The following is a 19,790-nucleotide window of genomic DNA, read 5'->3' as shown; positions in this document are numbered from 1 at the left end:
AAAGGTAACTCGAGCCTTCCATTAAATATACCTGTATCAATAAAAACATTGGGTGAATACAAAGCAATATGCAAAAAAAACGGTATCACTAACTCAAGGCTACATTTAGAAAATTACAAAAGCATACCAGGTCTTATTGCACATCCAGAGAGGGTTTTTAAGGATGAGTGGGTGAGCTATAAAGATACATTTGATGTCCCTGATTTTTATTCCTATAACAAGTTAAAGAGTATTATTAAGCCATTAGCTCTTAAATCACAAAAGGAATACAGGGCATTTGTTAAAAAACAAGGTGACCCTCAAATACCAAATGATCCGCAGGGGGTGTGGGAAAGTGAATGGGAAAATTGGTTTAAATTTTTAGGTAAAAAAGAACCTTACAATTTAAAATTTATTGCAAAACCATATATAGCTTGGGCGGTAAAAATAGAAGAATTTATGACCCAAGCATTAGGGGGAGGCTCTAAAAACTCATTGCTTTGTCGATTCGTTCGAATCTATATAGAAAAACATGATAAAAGCTTAACTCCAGAAGCATTTCTTACTAAGCAAAAAGTTAATATCAGACCTTTAAAGCAAGAATTAGAAAAGTTGAATACCGATAATATGCGGCGTAATTTAATAATTGCAGTAAATGAGTTTTTGGACTTTGTGATTACCAATGATCTAACTAGTGAGGATGAGGAAACTGGAGAGATCATTCGAGTAATGGATGCTAGAAACCCTTTATCGCTTCTATCAAATTCATCCAGTGTGATGTCTCCCCAGCGAGCTGAATCAACTAAACCTTGCTTACAGTACTATTTTGTTAAAAAGGCCCAAGAGTGGATAATCCCTGCGAAAGCAAAAAATTTTAGAGACCTAAAGCATTTGCAAAAGTTTGATGCTGACTGGCTGAAAGTATCAGCGTGGGAAGTAGATAAAAGTGATCCTGATTGCGTAATAAAAAAGGTTGGAGAGCAGCTTTATATGTGGTCTCCGATCAATTGGCTGCATACGTTTACTTTGACAAAAGTTCCATTACGGGGTCGTCAGATTGCATATAATGACTCAGGTGAAGCTGATGATGTAATAGCTAATGTTGATCAAAATGGAAAAATAATTTGGGAAAAAAATAAATCTATTTTTTCAGGGTTAACAAAAAACCAAGCTTTTATAAAAAGAATGCCTGACGATAACGCAGGGATGTTTATCACTACAAACAAAACAAGTAATAATGGCCAAGGTTATTCAATTCCGTGGATACCTGAAGATCTTATTTACTGGTTGATAAGACTTCGTAAATGGCAGCAAAAATATAATCCTATAGATAGTCCTACAAACTGGTCTAGTTGTAAAAGAACAAATTTAAATGAGTTGCAACTTAAGGCTAAAGGAATAAATTGTTTTTTATTTAGGGCTTATCAGGATGTTGAGCCACAAAGTGTTGGTAATGCGCTAACACCAAGGTTAGCGGCCGCACTTTATAATGTTCAACCATCAAACTTAGAGCTCGCAACGCTATCAGGGAAGGAAACAACATTAAATCAATATAAGTCTAAGTATACTCCTCACTCTATGCGAGTGAGTCTTATAACGGCTTATATAATGGAAATGGGGATGCCTATTGAAATAGTTATGAAAGTTGTTGGGCACTCGTCAATTGTAATGTCTATTTATTACTGCAAAATTACGCAAGGTGACATTAGAAAACGATTAGAGGAGGGCGAGAAAGAGGCATTAAAAACGAGGGTTGACGCTACTCAAAGTTTAATAGAACAAAATAAGATAGAGAAAGTAAAAAATGAACTGGTATCAAATAATGAAGATTTACTAAATTCATTAACAAACTCTATTCCTGCAGGAAACTTCATTTTCAGGGATTATGGTATCTGCCCATATGCCGCCACTCGTTGTGAAGATGGCGGAGAACTTAATGGTAGTGGTACATCATTGCGTGTACCGGCTCCATCTGGTTATCTAGGGACGCAAAACTGTCTACGCTGTCGTCACTTTATTACAGGTCCCGCATTTATTGGTGGATTGCTATCCATCACTAATGAAATATTACTTTACTCTAACACCCAGTCATCTCAATGTACAAAGTTACAAAATAAAGTAACTACTCTTGAGCATAGTTTAGATGAATTAGATCGTAAAGAGTACGTAGCTAATTTAAAAAAAGAAAAAATAGACTTATCAGAGCGTAAAGTTCTTGAGTTAAAAATAAGAAAAACTGAGTCAGAATATGAAAGTGCAGCCAAGAAAATGGATATGCTTTTATGTGACTTACAGTCAGCCTATAAGCTAATTAAAATGACACAGTCAATAACTAATCAAAAAGACAGCTTGTCTCTAGTTAAAATGAGTGATGCAGAAATAGAGATATCTTTAGAAGAAACATCATTATTTGAGCAGCTGCAAGAGGTTTGTGAGAATGCAACGATTTACGAGTCGGCCAATGCATCGCATGCCATAATTCCAAGATCTCAACTGTTGGATAAAATGGCTGCATTTAATGAAATATCTCCAGGTTTATTCTTGCTAACAGAAGAGCAGCAGTTGCATGCTGGAAATCAACTGGCACGCCTTTTAAAGTCTCGTTTAAAAACATGGTCAAAAGTAAGTCGTGTAATTAATTGTGATATTAAACTCTCCGAGCTTCTTGGTGAGGAACAGGTTTTAAAGTCTGAAATAGAGTTTATTAATAAAAACAATGTATTAACTGGTGTTGAGTCATGAATATGTCACCTGAAAATCTACTAACTGAATTACAAAAAGGGTGTTCCGCTAAAGTTAGTGAAACCCTCGAAGCAATTTATAAGGTTTGTATGGAGCAAAGAAATAGAGGTGTTGATGACTATTCTATTTCTACTATATCAAAGTTAGGCACTCAACGAGGAGTTCCAAAGGCACAAAGCATTCGCAATAAATCGGGTGAAAAATATAGAGCACTTATTGCATCATTTGCAGAGAGTAGCCCAGTAAAAGATCTTGGTAAGCAAAAGCATCAAGAGTTAAATTGGATAGATGAAATAAATAATCCAAAGCATCGATTACTAGCAAAAATTCAAGCTTCCGAGTTAATTGCGACTCGAAAAAAGCTACAAGAAATTATTCCACCAAACCTTAAAATTGATATTTATGACTACAAGTCTACTGGGCTTGATTCAGAGCACAAACTGTCGCCTCAAGAGCGCAGGGCATTAGAATATTTATTATCAAATAGCTTTCAAAGCAAATGGAAATTAACACCAACTGATTATGGGGAGCTTATTGATGAAAATAAGCAGGCTGTTTTTAAAGCGGCTACCCTTGACGCTATAAAAAAAGCTTTAGATTTTTTATAGCCGTAATATCTATAACACACGCTAAAATTTAATTTGCTGCGACAACTAACTTGAAAAACTCCGGTACCGATTGGTCCAGTCATAGAATTTTATGAGGGTGGGTCGTCTTCGTCACCAAACTCAAAATAGACTGACTTAGAAAGAGAAGCTCTTGAATACCTCATATCTAAAGAGTTTATGCGCCGAGCAGGTTTGGAAGTGGGGCCAAACGGTAGTATATTATCAAGTAATGATAAAGATAATTTTCTCCCGGTTGCAACTTTAGATGCTGTTAAAAAAGCATTGCAGTATTTGTAATAGTGGGATGGGGCAAACTAATTGTATACCAATCTAATAACGCGTGAAGGATTAGACAAGCTAAATAAAGAGCTTAATTATCTTTGGCACGACTACAGACCTGAAATAACAAAAAAAGTAGCTTGGGCTGCTAGCCTTGGCGATCGTTCAGATAATGCCGATTATAAAGAAAATAAAAGATTACTTAGACAGATAGATTCTCGAATTAGGTTCCTTAGAAAGCGCATCGAAGCCGTCAAAGTTATTGACTACTCTCCTCAGCAAGCCGGCAAGGTTTTCTTTGGGGCATGGGTAGAGATTGAAAATGATGATGGTGAAACAAAAGCTTTTCGCATAGTTGGCCCTGATGAGATCTATGGTCGTAACGATTACATTTCTATTGACTCTCCTATGGCCAGAGCGATGCTAAAAAAGGAAGTTGATGATGATTTTCAAGTTAAAACGCCAGTAGGGATAAAAGAGTGGTTTATTAATAAAATTGAGTATAAGTAAAGAGCTAGTGCAGCTTATGCGACAACTAACTTGAACAACCCGAAAGAGAGTACTTATATTTCAGCCCTCTGAACTTTAGTCATCAAAGTCTCCTTTGGTATAAAGACTGTTAGTCTGCTTAGAGCGATTTATAGTCATTCACACCTAAGAACTACACTTTAAAGTGGTTTAGGGTATGTGCTTACTGGCTACGAATAATGAGCGACGCGCGCATATTGTTCCATTTAACTTTACTGAAAAGTTTTAGAAATCTTAGTGATGGCAATACCTTAGATTATTTGTTAAAACTATATAATGTAGAAAAATGAGCGTGGCATCGGCAGAAATATGCGCGTTGAGCGCACTATTAAATTGTTAAATCTGTAACACTATGGGAGTTGTGCATTGAAAAGGATATTAGTTTTTTTCTTTTTTGTTATCTTTACTAACATGTCTCAAGCTAATGAAGGTCTTGAAAAAGCTCTCGACCTCTGTACAAAGGCAATACTACCAGAAGGGTCAGAAGAGTTTAGTTATTTTGCAGAGGGATACTGTATCGGAGTTCTCGATACAACGAGCTTTTTATGGGGCACTACTCATATGTCAAGAAATACTAAAATCTGTCCTAAGGATTATCCTCATAAATACCTTAACGAAGTTGTGATTAAGTTAGCAGAAATGAAGAGAGGGGCAGATCTAATAAGGCTGGGTGATCGCGCACCTGTACCAAAAAATGAAAAAGAGGCTCGAGAGCAACTAATTGCAAAAACCTCTCTTCCTCCAGGTTACAAAGCGAATAAAAAAGCACCACCAGAGTATTTTATTGGATGGGCATATGTTCAAACACAAAAATGTGATTGACATAAAGGTATGGGTCACTATCTCCTTACAAGATAGGAATTGCTGTCAATGATGTAGATCGATCATTGATTTAACAAATGCAGGCACTGTGACGTCCACTACATTGCGCCTTTGGCTCCATTCCGTGGGCGCGCGTGCTGCAAGCGTTAGTTGACACTCAGTTTTCAAGCAAAGGAGTGGACTGAGTACTCCTAATGTTTAAAATGAAATTTACTGTCAGTTGTTAGGTATAAAAATGAAGGGTTCTAATAGCTGAAGAAAATGCTTGTATACCCCAGCCTAACTCTATCCTTAAACGCTCAGTATTTTTTATATCTACACCTTGATGTATAAAGTTAATTTGCTCAAGATGACTTGGTTTTGCACTGATTTTTCCATTGCTTAAAATCTTTATAAGGTCTATTTGTTTATGAATTTCAGAGAAGCTATCCATAGCAACACCTTAAATTAAGTTATGTTTCCTCGTGTAACTGAAATCGATGTTACCTGTAGATTGCTACTTAAGGCCTTAAATTCTAGCGTATTTACCGCAATTCACTTAACCCTAAAGCAATAGCCTCTTGCTGAAAGCGGCCTGATATATTAATAATTCGCTCATAGGCACCGGTTAAAAAATGCTCCTCTGTCGCTTCAGGCCTATTGCTCATAATTGGCTGATCAAAAAAGTCAGCAAAGTTATTAAAATCAAACTGAGCTTTGGAAGATTTTTTACTTTGTTTATTAAAAGTGATATCGCTTGAGTCTGTATCTGCGGTGTTTTTTCCAGCAGGAGTTTCAATCTTTTCAAACTTAACTACATCGGCTTCAAATGGAACATCTTGATTAACTCTATACGCGTACTCTAAAAGCTTAGGTTCGGCGGGCATGTACATAATAGCTTCTTGGTTTTTAGAGTTTGTTACCCTCAGTATACGGCCCAATATTTGCCTAAAATGCATTTCTGTTTTTATGTTTGTAAGATGGCAGCAAACCTGCAAACGAGGGATGTTTGTACCTTCGCTAATCATACCAACAGAAATAATCCATTTACTGTGCGCATGTCTAAACTGCTGAATAATACTTGTAGGTTCACTTTCTCGGTAGGTCACTACAACGCTGTCCTCGTCAAAGTAAGTTCGCATTAGCATAGAGATTTGATGGGCATGCTCAACAGACGATGCAACAATCAACCCCGCGGCATCAGGGTTTTTTAATCTGATTGAAGTAAGCTTTTTTTGAGCGGAAGAAACGATGTATTTTATTACCGCTTCATTTTCAATAATTTCTTGATAAGAAACGCCAGAGTCGGTTAATAACGCTTTAAAGCAGTTAAATGTTTTGGTTTCAGCGTCATCTACAACTGTAATGCGGCTATTATCAACTGCTACTATTTGTGGAACCCGACAAACATTATCTCCAATAGCCTCAGAAAGCCCGTAAACGTAATCACACGCTATTTTATTGTTAGGCTGTTGATATGATGAAAGAACAATAGGAGCAGCGTCAGAGCGCCAAGGAGTGCCTGTTAAGGCTAATGTGTACTGTGCTTTATTTTGAATGTTAAGTATTATCTGCTCACCCCAAGCATTGGCGTTGTCAATATTAGAGCCAGCACAATGATGAATTTCATCAAATATTACAAAAACACGATATCGTTCAAATAGCTGCCAAAAGTGCACATCTAAATACTGTAAGCTTTGATAGGTTAAAGCTCTACCTTTAGCGCCAATAAGCCCATCAAATCGTTCATTCGTTTTTAGCTGTAAGCTTTCCTTAAAGTCTTGAGAAACAATAGATGACGGTGAAAAACAAATAATCACATCGACCATATTATTTTTTAATAACTGGTTAGCTAATTCCGAAGCCATTAAGGTTTTACCCGCCCCTGGAGTTGCCAAAGCTAAAAAGTGGCTATCTCCATTCTGATATTGTGCAAGCGCTAAATTAATACATTCGGCTTGCCATAGTCTTAGTTTCATATTTTCTCTAATGCTTCGTTTTGCTTCAGTAAGCCTTCAATTGCTCTAATTTTGCCAAGTATTCTGGTGTTGTTGTCTCTGGCTTTGTTATATTGGGGCTGAAGTTCATCTACTAATTCGGGTGACTCCAAATAAAGCTCTTTATATGCCTCAGATTCACCCATATTCAATAATAGCTCGGCTTTGTAATGATTTAACTTATTAAGTAACAGTGCGTGTTTATCATCTGCCTTTTCTGTTGTTGCAATAGGTATGGCACTAGCTAAATGAGTAATTGCCTCAACGTTAAAACTCTCAGTTTTATTGAATCGCGTAAATCCTTTTTTATTTGATACCACCTTTTTCAGCCAGCCTTTTTTAACAAGCTTGATCAGTTCGGCATATATACTTCGCCTAACTGCTGTAGGTACTAAAGAAGAATCACTTTTTAATGCTAAGTACGCCGAGCGTACATCGCTTGTTGTAAAGTTATCAAAATTTGGTGCAACAATAATTTGAGCTACGAGAGGGTCAAATTTCAAAGTAAATCCTAATAAACTTCTTATAATAATGGGTATTATAGGGCGTGGTAGTTAAGCCCTCAACATGAAAATCTAATCATTTTGCCTTGAGGAAAATCAGGTGAGTGATTTAGTTAAACATTTTGGTGAAAAGCTACGAGAAAAACGCAAAGAAGCAGGCTATTCGCAAGAAGGTTTTGCCGCCTATGTCGGTATAGAGCGCGGTAATTACGGAAAAATGGAAAGAGGTAATGTTAATATTAAACTCGAAACCTTATATAAATTAGTAAACGCATTAAATTGCGAGTTCGAAGAGATACTACCGGCAAGGCAAAAGTATAAAATTGACCTAGATTAACCAAAAACTACTTGGTACTAATATATTATTAATTTTTTAATTAATTAGGGTATATTAATCACTATTACCTCAGGAATATAAATAAGCGAGTGAGTTGCTTTAAGCAAAAAAATCATCTCAAGCTCACTGGCTAACAAGGACTTAATTTACATGTTCGAACAAACCTTTAAAAATATCGACGACATTTTCCATAAAGACGCAGGTTGCTCTAGCGAACTAGACTACACAGAGCAATCGTCGTGGATGCTATTTTTAAAATACCTTGATGACTTAGAGTTTACTAAGTCTCAAGAAGCCGAATTGATGGCAGAAGACTACCAATATATTATTGATGAAGAGTACCGTTGGAGTTCGTGGGCTGCACCGAAAACCGCTAATGGTGAGTTTGATCACGACAACGCCTTAACAGGTACCGATTTAATAGATTTTGTCGATGGCGAGTTATTCCCTTACCTTAAAGGCTTTAAGCTTCGTGCTAAAAGCCCTGACACCATTGAATACAAAATTGGTGAGATATTTAGCGAGATCAAAAACAAAATTCAAAGTGGCTACTCACTTCGTGACGCCCTAGAGAAAGTAGATGAATTACGTTTTCGCTCACAAGAAGAAAAACATGAGCTTTCACACCTGTACGAAGTAAAAATTAAAAACATGGGCAACGCTGGTCGCAACGGCGGTGAATACTACACACCGCGGCCATTAATCCGCGCGATGATCGATGTATTACAGCCGCAAATTGGCGAAACCATATACGACGGTGCAGCTGGGTCGGCAGGTTTCTTATGTGAAGCATACGACTACCTTCGCCAAGGTGGTGCAAGCCGTAAGCAGCTTTCAACCAGCGACTTAAAAACTCTGCAAGAAAACACCTTTTACGCCAAAGAGAAAAAGTCTTTAGCCTACGTTATCGCCATTATGAACATGATTCTGCATGGCATTGAAGCACCTAACGTTATTCACACCAATACCCTAGGCGAAAATCTACAAGACATTACTCCAAGCAACCAGCACGATATTGTATTAGCTAACCCACCATTTGGTGGCAAAGAGCGTAAAGAAGTTCAGCAAAACTTCCCGATTAAAACCGGTGAAACTGCCTTCTTGTTTTTGCAGCACTTTATAAAAATGCTCAAGCCTGGTGGCCGTGCCGCTATTGTTATTAAAAACACTTTCTTATCGAATACCGATAACGCCGCCATTGCCTTGCGTAAAGAGCTATTAGAAAACTGCAACTTACACACCGTGCTCGACTGCCCAGCAAAAACCTTTTTAGGCGCTGGGGTAAAAACCGTGGTGTTGTTTTTTACCAAAGGCGAACCAACACAGAAAACATGGTTCTATCAGCTTGATCCTGGCCGCAGCTTGGGTAAAACCAACCCTCTCAACGATAACGACTTAAAAGAGTTTATTGAACTACAAAAGGGCTTTGAGGACAGTGCTAAGTCTTGGTCATTGGCGACGACTGAACTAGATGATGCAACATGGGACTTATCGGTTAAAAACCCGAATCAAGCGGAAGAAGCCCCACTGCGTGAACCTCAAGCCATTATCGAAGAAATCATCGCGCTGGATAAAGAGAGTGAAGCGATTCTGGGTAAGATTCAGGAGTTGTTGTGATGGGGTGGCTAACTTATAAACTAGGCGATATTTGTGATTTTCAAGGAGGTTCGCAGCCTCCAAAGTCTGTATTTATTCAAGAAGAAAAAGATGGATATATTAGGCTTCTCCAAATACGAGATTTTAAAAGCGATGATAAGGCTATTTATATACCAGAGGCTAAGAAAAACCGTATATGTAAAAATGATGATGTAATGCTAGCGCGATATGGTGCATCTGTTGGTCAAGTTCATCGAGGTAAATCAGGCGCATATAATGTGGCTCTGATTAAAACAATTCCAAATACAGATATAATCGATAAAGACTTTTTATATTTATATCTTCACTCAGAAAGTTTTCAAAAACGACTAATGTCGGTTGCAGAACGATCCGCTCAAGCTGGATTTAGTAAAGCGGATATATCGCCCTTTGAAGTTAGCGTTCCACCTATCCCCGAACAAAAACGCATCGTCGCCATTCTCGACCAAGCCTTCGCCGATATAGAGCAAGCCCGCGCCAAGACCGAGCAAAACCTCAAAAACGCTCGCGAGCTGTTTGAAAGCTACTTGCAGCAAGTATTTAGCCAGCATGGTGATGATTGGGGAGTTAAGAAGATTGCTGAAATCGCTGAAACATGTTTGGGAAAAATGCTTGATAAAAAGAAAAATAAAGGCAATCCAAAGCCATATTTAAGAAATCAAAATGTTCAGTGGTTTAATATAAATACAGATGATCTTCTTGAAATGCGTTTTGAGGATAGTGAGTATGAAAGATATGCTATTAAAAAAGGAGACTTGGTAATTTGTGAGGGTGGTTATCCAGGGCGTGGAGCTATTTGGGAGCAAGATGAAGATATCTTTTTCCAAAAAGCCTTGCATAGAATACGTTGTCATAATCCACTCTATAATCGCTGGGTTTTATACTATTTATATCTGAGCGATTGTAATGGCACTCTAAAAAACAGTTTTACTGGGGCTGGTATCCAACATTTTACAGGGAAGTCTCTAAAGCAATTAGCCTTGCCGATTCCACCGGTTGAATTAACCGAGAAGTTTGTGCGCAATTTTGATGAGTTATTTAATCACGTAATAAGCTTGGAACATGTATATCATAATAAATTGAACTCGATAGACGAACTCAAAAAATCCATCTTACAAAAAGCCTTTTCCGGCGAGTTGACCAAAGAAAAAGAAGGAGCGGTGGCCTAATGTCACAAGCAAGGACGCGTAACGAAGCCGACACCAGAGCGGATTTAATTGATCCTAAGTTAGTTGCTGCGGGTTGGGGTGAAGTTGATAACAGCTTTATTCGCCGGGAGCTTATTTGCCCTGGCCAAATTATGGCCGGCGGTAAACGCGCTAATAAAGTGCCTTGCGATTATGTGCTGGTATACAAAGGCCGCAAGCTTGCCGCTGCAGAAGCCAAAAAAGAAAGCCTGACTTATAGCGAAGGTGTGCGCCAAGCCAAAGACTACGCACAACGCCTGCAATGCCGGATTGCGTATGCCACCAACGGCCATGATATTTACCAAATTGATATGCTCACCGGTGTTGAGACGCTGGTAGATGAATACTTATCACCGCAAGCGCTTTGGGATTTAACTTTTGAGCAAAAAGGTGATACCCCTGAAGCCGCTTTCACTACCGCTTGGCGTGATGCGTTTTCCAGCATTCCCTTTGAAGCCAAAGGCGATTGGGCACCCCGTTATTATCAAGAAAACGCCATTCACAATGCGCTTGAAGCCATTGCCCAAGGTAAAAATCGCATACTGCTTACATTGGCTACCGGTACAGGTAAAACGTGTATTGGCTTTCAAACCGCATGGAAGTTGTTTCAAACCCGTTGGAGTTTAACCGCGCAGAAAGATATAAACCTTGCTAAAAAGCGCCCACGTATTTTGTTTTTGGCCGATCGTAATATTTTAGCCAACCAAGCGTTTAACGATTTTGGCTCATTTGGTGAAGACGCCATTGTACGTATCACCCCTGACGATATTCGTAAACGAGGTGGCGTTCCTAAAAATGCTAGCGTATTTTTTACTATTTTTCATACGCTTATGTGTGGTCCTAAAACCGAATTAAAAGAAGCCACAACAGAAGATGATGAAAATGCGCCAATTAAAAAGGCAGAAAACCCGTATTACGAGCAATATCCGACTGATTTTTTTGATTTAATTATTATTGATGAGTGTCACCGTGGTGGCGCAAATGATGAAAGTGCTTGGCGTGATATTCTTAATTACTTTGCCCCTGCTGTACAACTGGGTTTAACCGCAACACCCAAACGCACCGATAATGCCGACACCTATGGTTACTTTGGCGAGCCTGTTTACAGCTATACTCTAAAAGAAGGCATTAACGATGGCTTTTTAACGCCATTTAAAGTGTTACCGATTGTTGGCACGATGGATGAGTATATTTATACAGAAGGTGATGGCGTTGTTGTAAAAGGCGACCCAGAACCCGGCAAGCTTTATAAAGAAGGCGATTTCAACCGTATTATCACCATTCCACAACGTGAAGAACGCCGCGTTCATTACTGGATGGATCGCTTTAAACCCAATGAAAAAACCATCGTGTTTTGTGCAACACAAGTTCATGCCGGTATGGTGCGCGATTTTATTAATCAGTACGCAGTAAAAAAAGGCTGGACCACCAACACTAACTATTGTGTTCGTGTTACCGCTAACGATGGTGTAGCGGGTGAAAACGATTTAAAAACCTTTTGTGATAACGAAAAAACCATTCCAACAATTTTAACCACATCACGCAAGCTTTCTACAGGCGTAGATGCGCGTAACGTCCGTAACATTGTGCTCATGCGTCCTTGTAATAATATGATTGAGTTTAAGCAGATCATAGGCCGAGGCACCCGCACTTACGATGGCAAAGACTATTTTACCATTTACGACTTTGTAAAAGCGCACCATAACTTTGCTGATCCTGCTTGGGATGGTGAACCAATACCCAGCGAAGTATGCCCAGAGTGCGGCACAACCCCGTGCCAATGTGAAGACACTGGCGGCGATGGTGCCGGTGAAAAGAAACCGTGTAAAGTGTGTGAACAAAAACCATGTGTTTGTGAAAAGCCAGAGCCTGAAGGCTGTGAAAAATGTGGCGAAAGACCATGTGTATGCGAAAAGCTCGAAATAAAGCTCTCAGACGGCCGTACACGACAAATAAAGCATATATCCTCAGCAATGTACTGGAGTGCTGAAGGCAAGCCCATTACAGCTAAAGAGTTTGTTGAACGTATGTTCGATGACCTACCGCGCTTTTTTGAAAACGAAGACCAACTACGAGAAATCTGGAGCGACCCAACCACTCGCGAAAAGCTATTAGAAGATTTAACCGAAGCGGGTTACGATAGCGAAAAACTCGATAGCATGAAGGCAGTAATTGATGCTCAAGACAGCGATGTATACGATGTTTTATCGTACGTAGCCTATGCCGCAGAAGCGCAAACACGCACCGAGCGAGCTCAACAAGCTAAACCTAAAATAAACTCAGCGTTTAGCGATTATAAACAACAAGAGTTTATCAACTTTATATTAAGTAAATACATTGAAGACGGCGTTCAAGAACTGGCACCAAAAAAAATGCGCAGCTTAGTAGAGCTTAAATACAACACCATTAACGACGCCGCCATTGAATTTGGCTCACCAGCCGCGATACGCGACACATTTATAGGTTTTCAGAAGTATTTGTATGCAAGGTAGTTAAATTATCTATAGCTATCAGTAAGCAATTGAAAAAGCTTACTTGATGCCTCTGAGGGGTAAGTGAGCGACTATACTCTTAAGAGGCTGATATAATTATTAATTTAAAAAAAGGTAAGAAGAGCAAAAATTACTTTTGCTCTTCTTACTGCTAGGCGTGCTTATAACCAGTATACCCACACCCACACGCCCCACAATAACTACAGACAATCCAATTACATGCCGCGCATTCTATATCCTGAGAGTTATCAACAGGATTTTTACACGAGTAACAATCATATATAAGTAACTAAAAATAACAGTGGAGGTTTCTACCCTAATGCAATTTAAGTGATGCTAGCTGTGCGTCTTAAGAAGAAAAAATTACGCTCAATTTTTTACTATTTAATCTCGGCTAGTTTGAAAAGTTATAGTTTTGAATAGTATGAAAAATAGTACGCATACTAGTTTTTGAAGCTTTAAAAGCTTAGCTCTTATAGTATTTAGTATGTTTGTAATGGTTCTAAGGCATAGTCGGCATTTTCTGAGCGGTCGCCAAGGCTTGCCGCCCAGCTTACTATTTTAGTCACTTCAGGGCGTTTAACGTTCCATAAATGGTCGTGTTCTTGCTGGAGTTGTGTGTAGCCTTCGCGGGTAATTAAATTAGTTTTCACAATGCTTGTCTTGGATTTACATGTGGTCAAGCAAGGTATAAAAAAAGCTATGTTTTGTCAAAGCAGCCATCCTGAAATGTTCCGTAACAATCTAGCTGGGTAATTTGTTTTTTATTATGCGGTTTTTCATTTATATTAATGGCTATAGCTTACAACAATAAGAAATAGTCATGGGACATGAAACTACAAAAGTGTTAGTCGTTGATGATGATATGCGCTTACGCAGTTTATTAGAGCGTTACTTGGTAGAGCAAGGGTTTATAGTACGCACTGCAGCCAATTCAGAGCAAATGGACCGCCTTATTGAACGTGAGAATTTTCATTTAATAGTGTTAGATTTGATGCTACCCGGCGAAGACGGCCTTTCTATTTGTCGGCGTTTAAGACAAAAAGAAAATGAAATTCCGATTGTTATGCTCACCGCAAAAGGCGATGAGGTCGACCGTATTATTGGGCTTGAGCTTGGTGCTGATGATTATATTCCAAAGCCGTTTAACCCTCGTGAGCTACTGGCGCGCATTAAGGCCATTTTACGTCGACGTGCAAAAGAAGTTCCTGGTGCTCCTGCCGCAGAAGAAAATCACATTACTTTTGGGGAATTTTCACTTAATTTAGCTACCCGTGAAATGAAGCAAGGCAATACAACGATGTCGCTGACCAGTGGCGAATTTGCAGTATTAAAGTCGTTAGTTACTCATCCGCGAGAACCGCTTAGCCGTGATAAGTTAATGAATTTAGCTAGAGGCCGCGATTACAGTGCACTGGAACGCAGCATTGATGTGCAAGTCTCAAGACTTAGGCGCATGATTGAAGCGGATGCAGCCAATCCCCGTTATATTCAAACCGTGTGGGGTTTAGGGTATGTATTTGTTCCTGATGGTAAAAAATAGCCTACATGAGTATGTTTCCTAAAAGTGCATTTGGGCAAACGGTATTTTTGGTTGCAGCATTGCTGCTGATAAACCAAGTTGTATCGTATATCACTGTAAGCCTGTATGTTGTTAAACCGACTATTGAACAAGTTAATCTGATCCTCGCTAAACAAATAAAAACCGTATTTATTGATTGGGAGGATGGCGAAGAAGTTAGCGATAAAGTGTCGAGTAAGCTTTTTGAAATTACCGGCATAAGTATCATGAACCAGCGCCAAGCAATGCGCGAAGGGTTAGGGCAAGCACGCGAATATTCAATGTTGTCACGCAGTATGTCAGAACAGCTTAACGGTTCTGCGCGAGTGCGTATCAGCCAAACTGATCCACTGGTTTATTGGATTGAAGCACCACAAGCTCCTGGTTATTGGGTGCGCGTGCCATTGACTGGTTTTAAAGAAAATAATGTCGAGTTTTTGACTTTTTACCTCTCTAGTATCGGCTTTTTAAGTGTATTAGGGGGATGGCTATTTGCTAGGCATTTAAATCGGCCGTTAAAAGAGTTACAGCATGCGGCTGTTAAAGTGGGAGTTGGAGACTTTGCGACCAAGTTAGAAGAGCGTGGTTCAACTGAAGTGATCGAAGTAACCCGCGCGTTTAATCAAATGTCTCGTGGTATAGCAGCACTTGAAAACGATCGTAGATTGCTAATGGCTGGGGTATCGCACGATTTACGTACACCGCTTACCCGTATTCGTTTAGCTACCGAAATGATGGCCGATGAAGAAGACTATTTACGTGAAGGAATCATTTACGATATTGAAGATATGAATGCCATCATCGATCAGTTTATTGAATACTTGCGCCACCATAAACGTGAAGAGCTTGCACTAGAAGATTTAAATGCGTTAGTTGCAGAAGTAGTACATTCTGAACAAAAACATCAACGTACAATTACTTTTAGTGAAGACCTAGCTATCCCCAATATCTCACTTAGCATGTTGGCGATGAAGCGTGTATTTACTAATATGCTTGAAAATGCCATTCGTTATTCAGATGGCGATATAGCGGTTTCAACTACGCTCAGTAATGATAAAAAATACGCTATAGTTGCAGTCAAAGACTCCGGTCCTGGTATTCCTGAAAGTGAACTGGAAAGCGTATTTGAACCATTTAAACAAGGCGATGCAGCGCGCGGTAGTGAGGGAAGTGGCTTAGGTTTGGCTATTATCAAACGCATTGTTGATATGCATAACGGTAAAGTAAAGTTAGTAAATCGCCCCGAAGGAGGGCTGAGTGCACAAGTTTTTCTCCCTTTGAAATAAGTGATTTTAGTTTAGGTTGAGTAATCTGATGCACTGTTTAGTCTGCTAATATAGGAGTTATAAACAAAATGGAAGATGATAAATTTAATAAATTAAAGCGGCTAATAGATAAAGGTAAGTGACATTATATTTTTGTTTATGGCGTGTTTGGTTGGGGAGTTTCGACAGCTATTTTATTTTCGCTACTGCTGGTTTTTTCGGGCGAAGCTTCTTTTGTTGATGCAATATTCCTATCGCTTATTATGTTTCCAATAGGGGGTTTCTTTTGGGGGCTTTATATGTGGTCTTACTTAGTTAAGCAATATACTAAAATTAATAAAAAGCGTAGCGCTTAACTTATGTTTCGGTGCGCAGTTGTCACTATAAATTGTATATAGCACTGAGAACAAAAGCGCGATTTTAATCGCGCTTTTACATTATTACGCTAAAGTGCTTTAAACCGAATAGCGGTTCCACCGCAGGTGGCAAGCTTTAGAGTTTACTTATCATTGGCAGTGACGGTGCGTTTTTAAATTCATCATAGCCTCAGGTGTTTTTTATGTGCATACCTTACGAAACATCACTTAATTTATTGGGTTCATTAAGATGTAAAATGATGTCTGAGTTAATGAAACCTAGGCTTTTCGACAGTTTGAACAGTATGTCATAGGGAATTAAACGCGCTGTGCTTTTTAAGGGCGATGCCATCTGACTAAGGCGTTAAATCGGCTTGAAAAGTACCCGTTCGACGCTGGTTCAGCATCATACCTGCGTAATCAACGAGTGCGGCTTCATGAATACTAATATGAACACTATCAGTATTTTGGGTCGCGGAGTATGTACGAGCGCTACATCTTGTTATGGGGAGCTAATGGCTTTGAGTTAAAGCCATTAGCTTAACAGGGCTTATTTTTTCGTAAACCCGCGTTTCATATAGTTAGGTGTGGCAAGTGCGCCATGGTGAATACCCGCATTGTAATATTCACTGTGCTCGGCAACTTTGGCTGCATCGTCTTCTCTAAAACCTGCAAACATTTCATCTTTACGAGCAAGAGTAACAGACCATAAACCGCTTGGATAAATTGGCTGTGGGAACGGCAGTGTTTGTAAATCAACAAAACCTACTTCGCTCATCGCATCACGCATTTCAACAAGTAGAGGCATATGAGTTAATGGTGATTCGCTTTGCTGCACCATAATACCACCTGGGCGTAGCGCGTTTAGACAGCTGGTGTAAAAAGCATGATTAAATAAGCCTTCACCAGGACCAACGGGGTCGGTGCCATCAACGATAACAATGTCGATAGATTCGCTTGGCAGTTCGCGCATATACTTTATGCCATCGTCAAATATTACAGTGGCACGCGGGTTTTGATTTGACTCGCACAGCTCTGGGAAGTATTTAAGTGACATTTGTGTGACGACTTCGTCAATATCGATTTGTGTTACTGACTCAATACCTGGGTGTTTTAGTACTTCACGTAAAGTACCGCAATCACCGCCGCCAATAATCACTACATTTTTAGGACCTGGATGAGCAAGTAACGCTGGGTGACTGATCATTTCATGGTAAAAAAAGTTTTCGCGGCTGCTGACCATGGTACAACCGTCGATGACCATCAGGTTACCGAAGTCAGTTGTTTCATACATTTCGACTTTTTGAAAAGACGATTGCTTTTCATCTAACTTTTTATTGATCCGTAATGAAAACGCAGTACCGTCACGTTCACTGATTTCTGTAAACCACTTACTTTGATCTAATTTTGCCATGTCGCTAGTTACACTTATTGAGTTATGGGCGAAAAAGGAGGCAATTCTGCCAGTGCTTGACGATTTGCTCAATGAAATTTTATCAGTATAGCGAATATTTTACCGATGCTTTGGGGAAAATATCAATTTTTGTTAGCGTAGCGGTTAATGACGTATTAAAATGCGCATCTTATAGATGAATTTGCTAACGAAAGAAGAGTTGCGATGACTTGGGGTTTGGACACTGCACGGGAAACTTATAATGTTGCTCATTGGAGCGATGGTTATTTTGATATTAACGCACAAGGTGAACTCGTTGCGTATCCTGACGGAGATCAAAATAAAGCAGCTATTTCATTAAGTGAATTGACCGAACAATTCAAAAAGCAAGGCCTGACTTTACCGGTACTGGTGCGCTTTACTGACATTTTAAAAAACCGTGTAGATACCTTAACTAGTGCGTTTAGCAAAGCCCGCACTGCACGTGAATACCAAGGGCAATATACCTGTGTTTATCCAATAAAAGTAAATCAGCAACGTTCTGTCGTTAGTAAATTATTAGCTCATCCTAGTGGCCTTGTTGGACTCGAAGCTGGCTCAAAACCTGAGCTAATGGCTATTCTAGGCGTTGCCAAAGAGCCCATCACCGTTGTTTGTAATGGCTATAAAGACAGCGAGTTTTTACGCTTAGCGTGTATTGGACAAGCCATGGGCCATAAAGTAAAAGTGGTGGTTGAAAAACTGTCAGAGCTAACTACCTTACTTAATGAAGTTGACGACCTAGGTATTGAACCTGCCATTGGCATTCGTATTCGCTTAAACTCTATTGGCAAAGGTAAGTGGCAAAACACTGGCGGGGAAAAAGGTAAATTTGGTTTAACTGCTGGCCAAGTGCTTAGTGCGGTTGAGCTACTTAAAAAGCACAATAAATTGCACTTAATGCAAATGGTGCATTTTCATATTGGTTCACAAATTGCCAATATTCGCGATATTCACCGCGCTTTACGTGAATGCTCGCGCCATTTTGCAGAGCTTGCCCAGCTTGGTGTGCCACTTAATACTGTTGATGTAGGTGGCGGTTTAGGAGTCGATTACGAAGGCTCAGGTTCGCGTAGCGCCTGCTCAATGAATTACACGGTCGATGAATACGCTCGTAATGTTGTAAATGCCTTTGCAGAGGTGTGTGAGCAGCATAATTTACCACACCCAGCTATTATCACTGAATCTGGCAGAGCACTTACCGCGCACCATGCTGTGCTTATCACCGATGTGATTGATGTTGAGCAAGCTCCTAACCATCTAAGTCCAACCGCCCCTCAAGCAGGTAGTATTTTAGTGCTTGAAGAAATGTGGCAATGCTTGCAACGTTTAACACCACGTATGGCACTTGAAATTTATCACGATGCTATGCATTTATTTAGTGAAGCACATGACCAATATGTTCATGGTTTAGTGAGTATGTTGGAATGGGCTAAAGTTGAGCAGTTGTATTTTACTATTTTGCACCGCGTGCGGGCTTCGCTTAGTACTAATGCGCGTGCTCACCGAGAGGTGCTTGATGATTTAAATGAAAAGCTGGCTGATAAGCTGTTTGTTAATTTCTCATTGTTCCAATCATTGCCCGATGTTTGGGGCATTCAGCAATTGTTTCCGGTTATGCCTATCGAGAATCTAGATAAACCACTAACACAGCGCGCGATCATTCAAGATATAACCTGCGATTCAGACGGCCAAATTCGTGAATATGTTGAAGGTTCAGGTATCGAAACAAGTTTACCCATTCCAGAGTATAAACAAGGTCAGCAGTACCATATTGCGATGTTTATGGTGGGTGCTTATCAAGAGATTCTTGGTGACTTACATAATCTATTTGGTGATACCGACTCGGTGCATGTTGAGCTAACTGAGCAAGGTTATCAGCTTAACAATGCCATAAAAGGTGATAGTGTTAAGGATGTATTAAAGTTTGTTGGCTATGATATCGAAATTTTGGCTGATAATTTCGCGAAAACAGTAAATCAACTTACCGTTAGTGAGCCAGTAAAAGCACAATATATAGATGAGCTAAATGCAGGTCTAGCAGGGTATACTTATTTTGAAGATTGAAGAGACTGTGTTTGTTGCAGT

15 protein-coding genes and 3 pseudogenes are annotated in these 19,790 nt (G+C 39.5%); 12 read left to right on the top strand and 6 right to left on the bottom strand.

All coding sequences use genetic code 11. The annotated features are described in order from the left end of the window. From gmtZ to ACT3RM_RS04140, 5 genes and pseudogenes are all read left to right on the top strand, one after another. A partial coding sequence (gene gmtZ, locus ACT3RM_RS04160) for a gamma-mobile-trio integrase GmtZ (protein ID WP_444511339.1) occupies positions 1 to 2,721 on the top strand: 2,721 nt, incomplete at its 5' end. Beyond that, on the top strand, positions 2,718 to 3,329 hold the full coding sequence (gene gmtX, locus ACT3RM_RS04155) for a gamma-mobile-trio protein GmtX (protein ID WP_306288472.1): 612 nt from the start codon (positions 2,718 to 2,720) through the stop codon (positions 3,327 to 3,329). The genes gmtZ and gmtX (ACT3RM_RS04155), both read left to right, overlap by 4 nt. Before the next feature lie 141 nt (positions 3,330 to 3,470). Then, positions 3,471 to 3,626 (top strand): annotated as a pseudogene (gene gmtX / locus ACT3RM_RS04150) (gamma-mobile-trio protein GmtX); the annotation flags it as partial. A gap of 21 nt (positions 3,627 to 3,647) precedes the next feature. Then, entirely contained in the window at positions 3,648 to 4,118 is a 471-nt protein-coding gene (gene greB / locus ACT3RM_RS04145; protein WP_306287710.1) for a transcription elongation factor GreB, read from the top strand. A 384-nt stretch (positions 4,119 to 4,502) separates the two neighbouring features. Next, positions 4,503 to 4,958 (top strand): hypothetical protein, encoded by a 456-nt coding sequence (locus ACT3RM_RS04140; protein ID WP_309216596.1) that lies wholly within the window; start codon positions 4,503 to 4,505, stop codon positions 4,956 to 4,958. A gap of 223 nt (positions 4,959 to 5,181) precedes the next feature. On the opposite strand, the gene ACT3RM_RS04135 is transcribed toward ACT3RM_RS04140, so the two are convergent. From ACT3RM_RS04135 to ACT3RM_RS04125, 3 genes are all read right to left on the bottom strand, one after another. Further along, the gene (locus ACT3RM_RS04135; protein ID WP_441994607.1) at positions 5,182 to 5,391 is read right to left on the bottom strand and encodes a hypothetical protein; all 210 of its coding nucleotides are present in this window, start codon (positions 5,389 to 5,391) and stop codon (positions 5,182 to 5,184) included. 91 nt (positions 5,392 to 5,482) lie between these two features. Then, positions 5,483 to 6,916, bottom strand: a complete 1,434-nt coding sequence (locus tag ACT3RM_RS04130) for a DEAD/DEAH box helicase (protein WP_441994606.1) — start codon at positions 6,914 to 6,916, stop codon at positions 5,483 to 5,485. Continuing rightward, positions 6,913 to 7,437 carry a hypothetical protein gene (locus ACT3RM_RS04125; protein WP_441994605.1) on the bottom strand — a complete coding sequence of 175 codons (525 nt, stop codon included), beginning with the start codon at positions 7,435 to 7,437 and terminating at the stop codon, positions 6,913 to 6,915. The genes ACT3RM_RS04130 and ACT3RM_RS04125 overlap by 4 nt, the downstream gene beginning before the upstream one ends. Before the next feature lie 100 nt (positions 7,438 to 7,537). On the opposite strand from ACT3RM_RS04125, the gene ACT3RM_RS04120 reads away from it, so the two are divergent. From ACT3RM_RS04120 to hsdR, 4 genes are all read left to right on the top strand, one after another. Continuing rightward, positions 7,538 to 7,774, top strand: coding sequence for a helix-turn-helix domain-containing protein (locus ACT3RM_RS04120; protein WP_004588153.1), 237 nt, complete (start codon positions 7,538 to 7,540; stop codon positions 7,772 to 7,774). Positions 7,775 to 7,924: 150 nt separating this feature from the next. After that, the gene (locus ACT3RM_RS04115; RefSeq protein WP_441994604.1) at positions 7,925 to 9,391 is read left to right on the top strand and encodes an N-6 DNA methylase; all 1,467 of its coding nucleotides are present in this window, start codon (positions 7,925 to 7,927) and stop codon (positions 9,389 to 9,391) included. Then, on the top strand, positions 9,391 to 10,578 hold the full coding sequence (locus ACT3RM_RS04110) for a restriction endonuclease subunit S (protein ID WP_024599467.1): 1,188 nt from the start codon (positions 9,391 to 9,393) through the stop codon (positions 10,576 to 10,578). The genes ACT3RM_RS04115 and ACT3RM_RS04110 overlap by 1 nt, the downstream gene beginning before the upstream one ends. Further along, positions 10,578 to 13,088, top strand: a complete 2,511-nt coding sequence (gene hsdR / locus ACT3RM_RS04105; protein ID WP_145242946.1) for an EcoAI/FtnUII family type I restriction enzme subunit R — start codon at positions 10,578 to 10,580, stop codon at positions 13,086 to 13,088. The genes ACT3RM_RS04110 and hsdR overlap by 1 nt, the downstream gene beginning before the upstream one ends. Positions 13,089 to 13,597: 509 nt before the next feature. Here the strand turns inward: hsdR and ACT3RM_RS04100 are convergent. Further along, positions 13,598 to 13,741 (bottom strand): annotated as a pseudogene (locus tag ACT3RM_RS04100) (transcription elongation factor GreB); the annotation flags it as partial. Between the two features lie 170 nt (positions 13,742 to 13,911). On the opposite strand from ACT3RM_RS04100, the gene ompR reads away from it, so the two are divergent. Both ompR and envZ read left to right on the top strand, forming a co-directional pair. Then, entirely contained in the window at positions 13,912 to 14,631 is a 720-nt protein-coding gene (ompR, locus tag ACT3RM_RS04095) for an osmolarity response regulator transcription factor OmpR (protein ID WP_441994603.1), read from the top strand. Positions 14,632 to 14,636: 5 nt separating this feature from the next. Next, positions 14,637 to 15,935, top strand: a complete 1,299-nt coding sequence (gene envZ / locus ACT3RM_RS04090) for a two-component system sensor histidine kinase EnvZ (protein WP_441994602.1) — start codon at positions 14,637 to 14,639, stop codon at positions 15,933 to 15,935. A 552-nt stretch (positions 15,936 to 16,487) separates the two neighbouring features. On the opposite strand, the pseudogene ACT3RM_RS04085 reads toward envZ, so the two are convergent. Together ACT3RM_RS04085 and speE are read right to left on the bottom strand one after the other, a co-directional pair. Beyond that, positions 16,488 to 16,769, bottom strand: a pseudogene (locus ACT3RM_RS04085) (glycoside hydrolase family 97 N-terminal domain-containing protein); the annotation flags it as partial. Between the two features lie 51 nt (positions 16,770 to 16,820). Beyond that, on the bottom strand, positions 16,821 to 17,684 hold the full coding sequence (speE, locus tag ACT3RM_RS04080; protein ID WP_441994601.1) for a polyamine aminopropyltransferase: 864 nt from the start codon (positions 17,682 to 17,684) through the stop codon (positions 16,821 to 16,823). A 204-nt stretch (positions 17,685 to 17,888) separates the two neighbouring features. Between speE and speA the strand changes: the two genes are divergently transcribed. Continuing rightward, positions 17,889 to 19,769, top strand: a complete 1,881-nt coding sequence (speA, locus tag ACT3RM_RS04075; RefSeq protein WP_441994600.1) for a biosynthetic arginine decarboxylase — start codon at positions 17,889 to 17,891, stop codon at positions 19,767 to 19,769. Positions 19,770 to 19,790 lie beyond the last annotated feature (21 nt).

Source organism: Pseudoalteromonas sp. AOP7-A1-14, from assembly GCF_052376275.1.
Classification (GTDB): Bacteria; Pseudomonadota; Gammaproteobacteria; order Enterobacterales; family Alteromonadaceae; genus Pseudoalteromonas.
The sequence above is the reverse complement of the archived record's forward strand: the minus strand, read 5'-3'. Positions and strand labels throughout refer to the sequence as shown.

Excerpts from the sequence above, each read along its gene's own strand:
- ACT3RM_RS04135 (WP_441994607.1), bottom strand. The coding sequence starts at position 5,391 with ATGGATAGCTTCTCTGAAATTCATAAACAAATAGACCTTATAAAGATT.
- envZ (WP_441994602.1), top strand. The coding sequence starts at position 14,637 with ATGAGTATGTTTCCTAAAAGTGCATTTGGGCAAACGGTATTTTTGGTT.
- gmtX (WP_306288472.1), top strand. The coding sequence starts at position 2,718 with ATGAATATGTCACCTGAAAATCTACTAACTGAATTACAAAAAGGGTGT.
- ompR (WP_441994603.1), top strand. The coding sequence starts at position 13,912 with ATGGGACATGAAACTACAAAAGTGTTAGTCGTTGATGATGATATGCGC.
- ACT3RM_RS04130 (WP_441994606.1), bottom strand. The coding sequence starts at position 6,916 with ATGAAACTAAGACTATGGCAAGCCGAATGTATTAATTTAGCGCTTGCA.
- speA (WP_441994600.1), top strand. The coding sequence starts at position 17,889 with ATGACTTGGGGTTTGGACACTGCACGGGAAACTTATAATGTTGCTCAT.
- ACT3RM_RS04110 (WP_024599467.1), top strand. The coding sequence starts at position 9,391 with ATGGGGTGGCTAACTTATAAACTAGGCGATATTTGTGATTTTCAAGGA.
- ACT3RM_RS04115 (WP_441994604.1), top strand. The coding sequence starts at position 7,925 with ATGTTCGAACAAACCTTTAAAAATATCGACGACATTTTCCATAAAGAC.
- speE (WP_441994601.1), bottom strand. The coding sequence starts at position 17,684 with ATGGCAAAATTAGATCAAAGTAAGTGGTTTACAGAAATCAGTGAACGT.
- hsdR (WP_145242946.1), top strand. The coding sequence starts at position 10,578 with ATGTCACAAGCAAGGACGCGTAACGAAGCCGACACCAGAGCGGATTTA.